11 protein-coding genes are annotated in these 11,181 nt (G+C 64.3%); 2 read left to right on the top strand and 9 right to left on the bottom strand.

The features are described 5' to 3' along the window. Positions 1 to 79 precede the first annotated feature (79 nt). The 5 genes from msrB to MRBLSP13_RS20900 all read right to left on the bottom strand — a co-directional run bounded on the left by msrB (position 80) and on the right by MRBLSP13_RS20900 (position 5,291). The gene (gene msrB, locus MRBLSP13_RS20920; RefSeq protein ID WP_133654503.1) at positions 80 to 484 is read right to left on the bottom strand and encodes a peptide-methionine (R)-S-oxide reductase MsrB; all 405 of its coding nucleotides are present in this window, start codon (positions 482 to 484) and stop codon (positions 80 to 82) included. 97 nt (positions 485 to 581) lie between these two features. Next, positions 582 to 1,619, bottom strand: coding sequence for a DNA polymerase III subunit delta (holA, locus tag MRBLSP13_RS20915; protein WP_133654504.1), 1,038 nt, complete (start codon positions 1,617 to 1,619; stop codon positions 582 to 584). Beyond that, positions 1,616 to 2,110, bottom strand: a complete 495-nt coding sequence (lptE, locus tag MRBLSP13_RS20910; protein WP_363739759.1) for an LPS assembly lipoprotein LptE — start codon at positions 2,108 to 2,110, stop codon at positions 1,616 to 1,618. Before lptE ends, holA begins: the two co-directional genes overlap by 4 nt. A gap of 103 nt (positions 2,111 to 2,213) precedes the next feature. Continuing rightward, positions 2,214 to 4,730, bottom strand: a complete 2,517-nt coding sequence (leuS, locus tag MRBLSP13_RS20905) for a leucine--tRNA ligase (RefSeq protein WP_363739761.1) — start codon at positions 4,728 to 4,730, stop codon at positions 2,214 to 2,216. 111 nt (positions 4,731 to 4,841) lie between these two features. After that, a complete protein-coding gene (locus MRBLSP13_RS20900; RefSeq protein ID WP_363739802.1) occupies positions 4,842 to 5,291 on the bottom strand; it encodes a DUF3576 domain-containing protein in 450 nt (149 codons plus the stop codon). 229 nt (positions 5,292 to 5,520) lie between these two features. Between MRBLSP13_RS20900 and MRBLSP13_RS20895 the strand changes: the two genes are divergently transcribed. Further along, positions 5,521 to 6,252 (top strand): hypothetical protein, encoded by a 732-nt coding sequence (locus MRBLSP13_RS20895; RefSeq protein ID WP_363739763.1) that lies wholly within the window; start codon positions 5,521 to 5,523, stop codon positions 6,250 to 6,252. A 157-nt stretch (positions 6,253 to 6,409) separates the two neighbouring features. Here the strand turns inward: MRBLSP13_RS20895 and MRBLSP13_RS20890 are convergent, their stop codons facing one another. The 3 genes from MRBLSP13_RS20890 to gyrB are packed head-to-tail and all read right to left on the bottom strand — an operon-like array spanning position 6,410 to position 10,002. After that, positions 6,410 to 6,916, bottom strand: coding sequence for a membrane-like protein (locus MRBLSP13_RS20890; protein ID WP_363739804.1), 507 nt, complete (start codon positions 6,914 to 6,916; stop codon positions 6,410 to 6,412). A gap of 19 nt (positions 6,917 to 6,935) precedes the next feature. Then, positions 6,936 to 7,490 carry a DNA-3-methyladenine glycosylase I gene (locus MRBLSP13_RS20885; RefSeq protein WP_363739765.1) on the bottom strand — a complete coding sequence of 185 codons (555 nt, stop codon included), beginning with the start codon at positions 7,488 to 7,490 and terminating at the stop codon, positions 6,936 to 6,938. Between the two features lie 4 nt (positions 7,491 to 7,494). Beyond that, positions 7,495 to 10,002: a DNA topoisomerase (ATP-hydrolyzing) subunit B gene (gene gyrB / locus MRBLSP13_RS20880; RefSeq protein WP_363739767.1), complete on the bottom strand. Its 2,508-nt coding sequence runs from the start codon at positions 10,000 to 10,002 to the stop codon at positions 7,495 to 7,497. Between the two features lie 85 nt (positions 10,003 to 10,087). Between gyrB and MRBLSP13_RS20875 the strand changes: the two genes are divergently transcribed. Further along, complete coding sequence (locus MRBLSP13_RS20875; protein ID WP_363756452.1) at positions 10,088 to 10,570, top strand: hypothetical protein; 483 nt, start codon at positions 10,088 to 10,090, stop codon at positions 10,568 to 10,570. Positions 10,571 to 10,595: 25 nt separating this feature from the next. Here MRBLSP13_RS20875 and MRBLSP13_RS20870 read toward each other — a convergent pair whose 3' ends face one another. Continuing rightward, on the bottom strand, positions 10,596 to 11,102 hold the full coding sequence (locus tag MRBLSP13_RS20870) for a DUF1993 domain-containing protein (protein ID WP_363756450.1): 507 nt from the start codon (positions 11,100 to 11,102) through the stop codon (positions 10,596 to 10,598). Positions 11,103 to 11,181 lie beyond the last annotated feature (79 nt).

Below are 11,181 nucleotides of genomic sequence, written 5' to 3'. Positions count from 1 at the left end.
TTGCCGGCCGCCAGTGATGCCATCGACCAGAATCGCCCCAGGGTTTCAAGAGAAAGTCCGCTGTACCGGCGATGAACCGTTATTCGGCGTCGTCACGCGGCTGGAAATCCAGCGACGCGCTGTTCATGCAATAGCGCAGGCCGTTGACGCCCGGCCCGTCGGGAAAGACATGGCCCAGATGCCCGCCGCATTTTGCGCAGCGGACCTCGGTGCGGATCATGCCATGGCTGTTGTCGCGGATTTCGTCCACCGCGTCGATATCGACGGGGGCGGTGAAGCTGGGCCAGCCCGATCCGCTGTCATATTTTTCCTCGGCATCGAACAATTCTGTGCCGCAGCCGGCGCAGAAATAGCGGCCATCGGCCTTGTTGCCGTTATATTTGCCGGTGAAGGCCCGTTCCGTGCCGCCCTCCCGCAGGATATGATATTGTTCGGGGGAAAGGCGCTCGCGCCATTCGGCGTCGGTCAGGTTGAGCTTGTCCATGCCGGCAATATGGCGGTCGGTGGCCGTCCGATCAAGCGCTTAGGAAGGCTCCGCGCATCGCCATCATGTTCCCGGCTTCCTGGGGACATGACAGATCCTACCGGTCCCGCGCCGCCTGGCGGGCGATGGCGAGCAGTTCATGCCTGACCATGAGATCGCCCAGGCCCCTGCCGGACCGGCTCGCCCGTTCGGCCTGGGCGAGGCGCTGGATGACGCGGGCGATACCGCCGGCGTCCCATATGCGGACCTGGCGCGTGACGACGCCCTTTTCCTTCCAGAACACCGCCTTGCCCGCCGCCTCTATCGCGCCTTCCAGCCTGCCGCTGTCATCGAAGTCAGCGCGGATATTGGCAAGCAGCATGGCGCGGGTCAGCAGCGGGCGGAGCACGGCCGCCATCGCCGTCCCCGCCTCCGCCAGGCGCCCCAGTTCGCGATGCATGCCGCGCAGGTCGCCGCCCAGGACCGCGTTCACCAGCGGTCCGGCGTCGCTGTCGGGATTATCGGCGGAAAGCGCGTTCAGCGCCTCCTCCGTCGCCTCGCGCGGGCGATCCGGGGCGGCATCGAGATAGAGGATCAGCTTCTCCACCTCGCCCGCCATCAATGCGCGGTCGCCATTGGCCAGGTCCGCGATGCGGCGACCCAGTTCGGACGAAAGGCGCAGCCCCCCTTCCCGCGCGATGGCGATGGCGATCTGCTCCGCCTCCCGCGCGTCGGGTTGGTAGGAGATGAAGGCCATGGTCTGCTTGTGGTCCAGCACGAGCTTGAGCAGCTTCGAGGTGCCCTTGAGCGCGCCTGCTATGGCAATGACGGGATTGCCGGCCGCCTCCGCCTCCAGCAGGGCGTTGAGGGCGGGCAGCGATTCCTCCCCCATGCCCGTGATGCGGATCCAGCGCTTGTCCCCGAACATGGAGAAGGACGCCGCTTCATCCGCCAGCCGCGCCGGATCGTCGCGCAGCGTCTGCCCGTCCAGGTCGATCCGCTCGGCGTCCGGCCCCATGGAGCGCTCCAGCCGCCTGGCGAGTGCCGTGCTGCCCGCTTCGTCGGGGCCATAGAGCAGGAAGAAGCGGCAGTCGGCGGCCGACCCCTGGCCTGCTGCGTCGAGCGCCTTTTCGATCTGGCCCCGATTGGCCTTCAACGCGACCTGTCCCGCGTTGCGAAACGGGCGAGCCGGGCAATGATCTGGTCCGCGATGGTCTGGGAAAGCCGCTCGAGCGCCGTGTCTTCCGCCGCGATCGTCGCATATTCGCTGGAGACGACGTCAATGCCGACGTCCGATCCGGCGGTATCGTCCAGAACCTGCGCGCCGGTGGCGCCGTCGATAAGCTGGTAGCGCGCGCGCAGGGTCCGTCGCTCGCGCGTGACGGCGGCGTCGGAACGCAGGCCGAAGCCACTGATGTCATCGTCCAGCTTCACCACCAGCTTGTAGCTGGGTCCGGTGCCGGTCATCGCCGCCAGCCGGTCGTTCAGCGCGTTGCGCACCAGCCAGCCACCCTTGCCCTGGATCGGCTGCACCTCGACATGGCCCAGCGCCTGCGCAACCGCGCCATGGCTGCCCCCGCCATAGACGGGACGCAACCCGCAGGCGGAGAGGGAGGCAAGCAAGAGCAGCGGCAATAAAGGCTTCATGCGCAATCCTATACCCGTTGGCCCCGGGCTTGTCGAAGGGCTGTGCTCTCCCAGGGAGAAGCGCAGGGCTTCGACAGGCGGGGCCCGAACCGATGCCTGGAGTTCAGACGACCAGATTCACCAGACGGTCCGGCACCACAATGACCTTCTTCGGCGTAGCACCGTCCAGAGTCCTCACCACATTGGGCGCGGCCAGGGCGAGGCGCTCCAGTTCCTCCTTCGCCGTGCCCTTGGGCACGGTGATGGTGTCGCGCAGCTTGCCCATGACCTGACAGGCGATGGTGACCTCATCCTCCACCAGCAGCGCGGGATCGACGGCGGGCCAGCCGGCTTCCGCGATCAGTCCCTCCTCGCCCATGTCCGCCCACGCCTCCTCGGCGAGATGCGGCGTCATCGGCGCGACCAGCAGGGCCAGCGCCCGGATCGCCGCGCTGCGGCTGGCCGATGGCTTCGCCTTTTCGACCGCATTGGTGAGTTCGTAGATTTTCGCCACCGCCTTGTTGAAGGACAGTGCCTCGATATCCTTCGCCACGCCGTCGATGGTCTGGTGCAGCTTGCGGTCCAGCGCCTTGTCCGCTCCGTCGGCGACCTTGTCGGCCTCCCCGAACAGGCGCCACAGGCGGTTGACGAAGCGCCAGGAGCCTTCGATGCCGGCTTCGGTCCAGGGCAGGTCGCGCTCCGGCGGGCTGTCGGACAGCATGAACCAGCGGACCGCGTCGGCGCCATATTGGGCGATGATGTCATCGGGATCGACGACATTCTTCTTCGACTTGGACATTTTCTCGACACGGCCGACCGTAACGGAGGCGCCGCCGTCGATCATCACGACCTTGTCGCCCTGCCGCTCCACATCCTGCGGGGCGAGCCAGGCGCCGTCGGGCGACTTGTAGGTCTCATGCGTCACCATGCCCTGGGTGAAGAGGCCGGTGAAGGGTTCGGCAAAGCCCAACTGCCCCATATGCTGGAGCGCGCGGGTCCAGAAGCGCGCATAGAGCAGGTGCAGGATCGCATGTTCCACGCCGCCGATATATTGGCCGACGGGGAGCCACTTCTCCACGGTTTCCCGGTCGAACGGCCTGTCCTGCGGCTGGCTGGCGAAGCGGATGAAATACCAGCTTGAATCCGCGAAGGTGTCCAGCGTGTCGGTCTCGCGCTGCGCCGCCTTGCCGCATCGGGGGCAATCGACATGCTTCCAGGTCGGATGCCGGTCCAGCGGATTGCCCGGAACGTCGAAGCCGACATCTTCGGGCAGCACCACGGGAAGCTGGTCCTTGGGCACGCCCACGGGACCGCAATCCTCGCAATGGATGACCGGGATCGGCGTGCCCCAATAGCGCTGGCGCGAAACGCCCCAGTCCCTTAGCCGGAAGACGGTGGTGCCGGTGCCCCAGCCGCCTTCTTCGGCGCGGCGGATCACTTCCGCCTTCGCTTCCTCGACGCCCAGGCCGTTGAGGAAGCCTGAATTCACCAGTCTGCCGGGGCCGACATAGGCCTCCTCGCCAATGCCCTTCTGCTCATCGCCCTCGGCCGCGACGACGCGCTCGACCGGCAGCATATATTTGCGCGCGAAGTCGAGATCGCGCTGGTCATGGGCCGGAACCGCCATGACGGCGCCGGTGCCATAGTCCATCAGCACGAAATTCGCCACGAACAGCGGCAGCTTGTGCCCGGTGAAGGGGTGGATCACCGAAAGGCCGGTGTCGTATCCCTTCTTCTCCTGGGTTTCGATCTCGGCAGCGGCCGTGCCGGTCTGGCGGCATTCCTCCGCGAAGGCGGCGAGCGCCGCATCCTTTTCCGCCAGCGCCAATGCGATCGGGTGATCCGCTGCGACGGCCGCAAAGCTGGCGCCGAAGATCGTGTCAGGCCGGGTCGAGAAAACCTCCAGCTCCCCGATTCCGCCCACCGGCGCATCCAGCTTGAAGCGGAACTGCAATCCCACCGACTTGCCGATCCAGTTTTCCTGCATCAGCTTCACCTTGTCGGGCCACTGGTCGAGCGTCTTGAGGCCGGCCAGCAGATCATCCGCGAACTGTGTGATCTTGAGGAACCATTGGGACAGCTTGCGCTTTTCGACCGGGGCGCCGGACCGCCAGCCCTTGCCGTCGATAACCTGCTCGTTCGCCAGCACGGTCATGTCGACCGGATCCCAGTTGACGGCGGATTCCTTGCGATAGACCAGGCCGGCTTCGAGCATGTCGAGGAACAGCGCCTGTTCCTGGCCGTAATAATCCGGCTCGCATGTCGCCAGTTCCCGGCTCCAGTCCAGCGCGAAGCCCAGCTTCTTGAGCTGCGCGCGCATCGTCGCGATGTTGGAGCGGGTCCAGGCGCCCGGATGCACCTTCTTCTCCATCGCGGCGTTTTCAGCCGGCATGCCAAAGGCGTCCCAGCCCATCGGGTGGAGCACCTCATGCCCGGTCATCCGGCGGAAACGCGCCAGCACGTCGCCCATCGAATAATTGCGGACATGGCCGATATGGATGCGCCCGGAGGGATAGGGGAACATCTCCAGCACATAGGAACGCGGCTTGTCGCTGCTGTCGGACGCCCTGAACGTCTGCTTCTCGTCCCAGACGGCCTGCCAGCGGGCATCGGCCTCAAGCGGGTTGAAGCGCCTTTGCATGGATGATCCTTAACTCAACTGCCGTTCGCCCCGAGCCTGTCGAAGGGCCGTAATTCCGAAGAAACGCACAGGGCTTGGACAGGCTCGGCCCGAATGGAATATAAGTTGCGGTCAGCCCGCGATCGCCATGCGGCGCAGGTCGCGCGCCTTGGTCAGGATGATCTCTTCCAGCTTCTGCACCGTCGCCGCCTGCACTGGCGCGTCGACCCATTGGCCGCCCTGGCTGACCTGACGGCTGGCGGCGATGCGCAGCGCGTCGGCGCGCAGATCCTGGTCGAGGATCGAGACGGTCAGCTTCATCCGTTCATTGGGGCTGTTGGGATTGGCGTACCAGTCGGTGACGATCACGCCGCCGTTCGAATCCGTCTGCACCATCGGCATGAAGGACAGGGTGTCGAGGCTCGCGCGCCACAGATAGGCGTTGACGCCGATGGTCGTCACCTTCGATGCGGCGAGATCCGCCTTGGGGCGGTCCTTGGCGCCGCCTCCGCACGCGGCGAGCGGCAGGAGTGCGGCCAGCAGCAGACCGGAGGAAAGGCGCGAAGAAAAGCGGCGGACCATCATTATTGTCCCATCAAACGAGTAAATGCCTCGCTTCTATAGAGGACCGGCGGCAATGGGCAAGGGGGACTCCGGGACATGGCGGCAACGGCCCGCCGCGCAACCGGAATGAGTCCTGTGTGTTCCGTGCAACAGCTCGGACAAAAAACGGGTAGCGCTCTACCAATTACAGCGCCTTCCTTATATGAAGGACGATAGAAAACTAGTCGGCGGGGAAGAGATTCGGATCATGGGCCTGAAAAGGGGACATATGGCGTTGGCAGGCTCGGCAGTTGCCGTGGCCGGCTTCATGCTGTCTCCTGCGATCGGCGCCGCGACCGACCTCGTGCGGATGCGGGCCGAAATCCCGGTTTCGCTGGGCGCATTGGGCAGTATTTCCTCCTTCACGCCGACGACCAAGGATTCGCGCCTGGCGGCCGCTTATGCGAAGATCGCCGCGTCCGCGAGTCGCCAGAATTTCCGCTTTACACCCACCAGCGGATCGCTGAGCGGGCAGCGTTCGGTGACCGTCATGGTCCGTGCCGCCGACCTGAACGATCGTGTCGCGGTTAGCCGGACGATCGATGCGGTGAATATCGCGCCAGTCGCCTTCAGCCTCAACAGCGCGCATAACTGGCGCAAGTTCGCCCTGCCCGAAACCGTCGGTCGCAAGGAGCTGGACCCGGTCGCCGTCGAGCCGATGGCAGGCGCCAGGAATTTCTCGCTGGATCAGGAGCGCAAGGATCGTTTCAGCACGAAGGTGCTGATCGAGAGCCGCCGCGAACCCGCCGCGACGATCCGCAACCCCAGTGCGGACAAGGATTATTCGCTGGACCTGGCGAGTTCCTATTCGCTGACGCGCAACCTGAACGTCACGGCGGGCGTGCGCTATAATAACAGCTTCGCCGGACGGCTGACGCCCATGACCGATGATCGGCAGGACGCGCAGGCCGTTTATCTGGGCACAATCTTCAAATTCTAAAAAAGATCAGGATGGGCAGTATCCTGCCTTCCCTGACTTTTGCCGTGTCCGCTGTTCATTCCGGTTAAGCCGAACTATGTTCCGGCCTCTGGCACCTCGCCCTTCCATTCGGGCAGGACAGGCGGGGCTCCCCATGCCGATCGGCAAAGATGCGCCTTCAGGGTTCACCCTGATCATAGCGTGTGCCACCACAGCCATTCAGCGTCCCTTCGCCGAAAGCGAGCGCTACGCGGTCGGACCAGACCGCATCGCTCATGCCATCGCTGCATGGTCCTTCGGTGACGGTCATCGAAAAACCCTCGCCCATAAACCGCACGGCGCGCCCGTCGTCGTTCCGCGATATCGCATAGCGGGCCGGCGCCTTGTCGGGCCGTTCTAGCAAGGCGGTGGAGCCCTTCACCGTCACCGCCCAGAAAGGCTCGGTTCCGATAGCGCGATAGCCATTTTCCGCAGGACGCCTGACGTCCGCAGAGTCTTCCGCTGAGTTGGCCGGCGCGCTTCCATCTGTTCCACGTGGAACCTTTTGTGGAATATTCTCAGAAACTTGGCTTGGCGCCGGGTCAGGCATGGTGATTGGTGTGGAGGCATGAGATTGCGCGACATTGGCCGCGGGCATCTCATCCTTGCCACATCCCGCCAGCGCAACGGCCAGGGCCAATGGCAGCAACCGCCTCATGCCTTTTTCAGACCTCATTCCGCCGAAAGCAATCCAGCGCATGATCGTTCACCATCCCGATCGCCTGCATCCACGCATAAACGATGGTGGGCCCCACAAATTTGAAGCCCCGCTGCTTGAGATCCCTGGAAATCGCCTCTGAAAGATCGGTCCTGGCCGGGAAGGTCAAGCCATCATTCCGGATCGGCTGGCCGTCGACGAACCCCCAGGCATAGGTCGAGAAATCCTCGCCCCCATCCCGCATCGCGCAGAAGATCCGAGCGCCCATGATCGTCGCCTCGATCTTCGCGCGGGCCCGGACGATGCCGGGGTCGGCCATCAGCCGATCGACATCATCCTCGCCGAATGCCGCGACCCTGTCTGGGTCGAAGCCTGCAAAGGCAACGCGAAAACTTTCCCGCTTGCGCAATATGGTGATCCAGCTCAGCCCCGCCTGGAAGCCCTCCAGCATGAGCGTTTCCCAGAGCATCCGCGGATCGCGTTCCGGAACGCCCCATTCGCTGTCATGATAGGCGCAATAGAGCGGGTCCGTCCCGGCCCAACCGCAACGGACCTGCTCCATCGGATCAGACGTCCAGATTGGCGACGTTCAGCGCATTGTCCTGGATGAACTCGCGCCGCGGTTCCACCACATCACCCATCAGCCTGGTGAAGATTTCGTCGGCCACGTCGGCCTGCTCGACCTCCACCCGCAGCATGGAGCGATTATCGGGGTCCAGCGTGGTTTCCCAAAGCTGTTCCGCATTCATTTCGCCCAGGCCCTTATATCGCTGGATCGCCAGTCCCTTGCGCCCGGCGGCGAGGATTGCCTCCAGCAATTCGCTGGGCCGGGTGACCGCAGTCGAACCCTTGGTCGCGACCGGCAGTTCGTCCTCTCCAGCCTCCTCGGCGGCGGCTGCCGCCTTGGCCGTGACCAGCCGGCTGGCGGTGCGATAGCTGTCCGCTTCCTCGGTCGCGATGGCGTGCAGCTTGCGCGCTTCGGCCGAACCGATGAAGCCTGCCTCGATCATATGGTGGTCGGTGACGCCGCGCCACAGGCGCTCGAAATGAAAGCCGCCCTCCTCCGCGATCCGGCCGCTCCACCTGCCTTCATCGTCCTGCGCGTCCATCCAGCGGACGGTGTTAGCCAGGCGATCGGCCTGCGCCTCCTGGCTGAGTTCCGGATCAAGCGCGGCGTTGATCGCCAGCGCCTCGATGATTGCGGGATTGTAGCGCCGCGGGACATAACGCATAACCGCCCGCATCCGCCGGCCATGTTCGATCAGGTGGCGCAGGTCTTCGCCCGAGCGCATGCCGCCGGTCGTTTCCAGCGCCATGGATTCAACGCCATTGTCGACCAGATATTGTTCCAGCGCGGCTTCGTTCTTGAGGTAGACCTCCGACCGGCCCCGCGTCGCCTTGTATAGCGGCGGCTGGGCGATGTAGAGATGGCCCGCCTCGATGATCTGCGGCATCTGGCGGTAGAAGAAGGTCAGCAGCAGCGTGCGGATGTGCGCGCCATCGACGTCGGCGTCGGTCATGATGACGATCTTGTGGTAGCGCAGCTTTTCCAGGTTGAAATCATCGCGGATGCCCGTGCCCATCGCCTGGATCAGCGTGCCCACCTCCTTGGACGACAGCATCCGGTCGAAACGGGCGCGCTCGACGTTCAGGATCTTGCCCTTCAGCGGCAGGATCGCCTGATTATGGCGGTTTCGTCCCTGCTTGGCCGAACCGCCGGCCGAGTCACCCTCCACCAGGAACAGTTCGGACTTGGCGGGGTCGCGCTCCTGACAGTCGGCCAGCTTGCCGGGCAGGGACGCGATGTCCATCACGCCCTTGCGCCGGGTGAGTTCACGCGCCTTCTTCGCGGCTTCGCGCGCGGCGGCGGCGTCGATCACCTTCTGCACGATCAGGCGGCCATGCTGCGGGTTTTCTTCCAGCCACTCCGCCATCTTGTCCGCCATCAGGCTTTCCAGCGGCTGGCGCACTTCGGACGAAACCAGCTTGTCCTTGGTCTGCGAGGAGAATTTGGGGTCCGGCAGCTTCACCGACACGATGGCGGTAAGCCCCTCCCGCATGTCTTCGCCGGTCAGCGAGACCTTTTCCTTTTTCAGCAGCCCCGATTTGTCCGCATAATTGTTGAGCGTCCGCGTCAACGCCGCGCGGAACGCGGCAAGGTGCGTGCCGCCGTCCCGCTGCGGAATGTTGTTCGTGAAACAGAGGACATTTTCATAATAGCTGTCGTTCCATTCCAGCGCGACGTCGATGGTGACGTCGTCGCGGCTGCCCGAAATGGCGATGGGATCGGGCATCAGCGGCTGCTTGTTGCGGTCCAGCCACTTTACGAAGGCCGCGATGCCGCCCTCATAGAACAGCTCGATCTCTTTCTTCTCCTCATGCCGTGCATCGACCAGGAACAGCCGCACGCCCGAATTGAGGAAGGCGAGTTCGCGATAGCGATGCTCCAGCTTCTCGAAATCGAATTCGGTGTGGTTCTTGAAGGTGCCGCCGTCGCCGGGCACTTTCTCGGTCGAGGGAAGGAAGGTCACGCGCGTGCCCTTCTTGCCTTCTGGCGCGTCGCCGATCACCTTGAGCGGAGCGACGGCGTCGCCATAGGCAAAGCGCATATAATGCTCCTTGCCGTCCCGCCAGATATGGAGGTCAAGATATTCGCTGAGCGCGTTCACCACGGAAACGCCGACGCCATGCAGGCCGCCCGACACCTTGTAGGCATTGTCGTCCGAGGTATTCTCGAACTTCCCGCCGGCGTGGAGCTGGGTCATGATCACCTCTGCCGCCGACACGCCCTCTTCCTTGTGGATGTCGGTGGGGATGCCGCGGCCATTATCCTCGACGCTGACTGAACCGTCGGGATTGAGCGTGATGAGGATGCGGTCGCAATGGCCGGCCAGCGCCTCGTCTATCGCATTGTCGCTGACCTCGAACACCATGTGGTGCAGGCCCGAGCCGTCGTCGGTGTCGCCGATATACATGCCCGGGCGTTTGCGAACGGCGTCCAGACCTTTCAGGACCTTGATGCTGTCGGCGCCATAGGCGTTGTTGTTGGGGCTGTTCTGAATTTCCTCGCTCATGCCGAGCATATAGGGAAAAGGTCCAGCAAACTAAAGCGAAACATGGCGGCTATCGCCTGCCCGAAGCAAGGTCTATCACGCGCCTATGCGCATGATCCTAGCCCTGGCCCTGATGCTTGCCGCCTGCTCCAAGAGCAGCGACGTGCTGGAGGAACTGCCCAACAGTTCCCTGGCGGGTGCGCCGCGGGACGAGATACCCGATACCCGGCTGGAATCGCATCTCGTCCGCCCCGTGACCATCGGAGAGGATGGTCCGCGCCTCGACGCCTGCGGCGCCATGGGCCAGGCGGTGCGCGTCGGCGCCAGGGGCGCGTCGGTGCGTGCCGCGCCCTTTGCCGACGCCCGGGAAACCGCCCGGATGGCGGAGGGCAGCCGCGCCTGGATCTGCACCCGCAGCCTCGACCAGAAGTGGCTGGGGATCGTGCTGGCTCCAGAACCCCCGGCCGACAATGCGACGGCGCCGATCGATTGCGGCGTCGCTGAACCGGCGGATCGCAAGCAGCCCTATGACGGCCCCTGCCCCAGCGGCTGGGTGTCGAGCGCCGCGATCCGGCTGATCGCGGGCTAGGGAAGAGAGCGTCGAGGTTCTGCGCCTAGATGCCGCCCAGATAGTCCAGCTTGCCCAGAGGCACGCCCGCCTGGCGCAGCAGGGCATAGGCGGTTGTCACATGAAAATAGAAATTGGGTAGCGCAAAGCCCAACGCATGGTTGCGGCCGGTGAAGGGGAAATCGCCGCGCGGTGTCTTGAGCACGACCTGCGCATCCTCCTGCCCGTCGATGCGTTCGCGAGGCACGGATTCGAGGAAAGCGATCGTCTTGGCGATCCGCTGCTGCAACTCGGCAAAGCTCTGTTCGGTGTCGGGCATGGGCAGCGGGTCAAGTTGGCCGATGCGGATGATCGCGCCCTTGGCGCTGTCGCTGGCGAATTGGACCTGGGCGGTGAGGGGCGCCATGTCCTCGATCAGCCTCGCGCTGGTCAGGGTCAGCGGATCGATTCCCTTTTCCTGGGCGTAGGCGGCGGCCTTGTCCAGGATCGCGGACAGGTTGCGCAGACCCCGGATGAAGGCGGGAACGGTCAGATCATATAGATCGGTGGCCACTAGGCTCTCCTCATATCGTGCCGACAGGATGCCATAGATATGGCGGCTGGTGCCGCTGTCGATACCCAGGTGAAATAAA

Origin of the sequence: Sphingobium sp. LSP13-1-1.1, assembly GCF_040676415.1 — a bacterium.
Classification (GTDB): Bacteria; Pseudomonadota; Alphaproteobacteria; order Sphingomonadales; family Sphingomonadaceae; genus Sphingobium.
The sequence above is the reverse complement of the archived record's forward strand: the minus strand, read 5'-3'. Positions and strand labels throughout refer to the sequence as shown.

Excerpts from the sequence above, each read along its gene's own strand:
- msrB (WP_133654503.1), bottom strand. The coding sequence starts at position 484 with ATGGACAAGCTCAACCTGACCGACGCCGAATGGCGCGAGCGCCTTTCC.
- lptE (WP_363739759.1), bottom strand. The coding sequence starts at position 2,110 with ATGAAGCCTTTATTGCCGCTGCTCTTGCTTGCCTCCCTCTCCGCCTGC.
- leuS (WP_363739761.1), bottom strand. The coding sequence starts at position 4,730 with ATGCAAAGGCGCTTCAACCCGCTTGAGGCCGATGCCCGCTGGCAGGCC.
- MRBLSP13_RS20900 (WP_363739802.1), bottom strand. The coding sequence starts at position 5,291 with ATGGTCCGCCGCTTTTCTTCGCGCCTTTCCTCCGGTCTGCTGCTGGCC.
- MRBLSP13_RS20895 (WP_363739763.1), top strand. The coding sequence starts at position 5,521 with ATGGGCCTGAAAAGGGGACATATGGCGTTGGCAGGCTCGGCAGTTGCC.
- MRBLSP13_RS20885 (WP_363739765.1), bottom strand. The coding sequence starts at position 7,490 with ATGGAGCAGGTCCGTTGCGGTTGGGCCGGGACGGACCCGCTCTATTGC.
- gyrB (WP_363739767.1), bottom strand. The coding sequence starts at position 10,002 with ATGAGCGAGGAAATTCAGAACAGCCCCAACAACAACGCCTATGGCGCC.
- MRBLSP13_RS20875 (WP_363756452.1), top strand. The coding sequence starts at position 10,088 with ATGCGCATGATCCTAGCCCTGGCCCTGATGCTTGCCGCCTGCTCCAAG.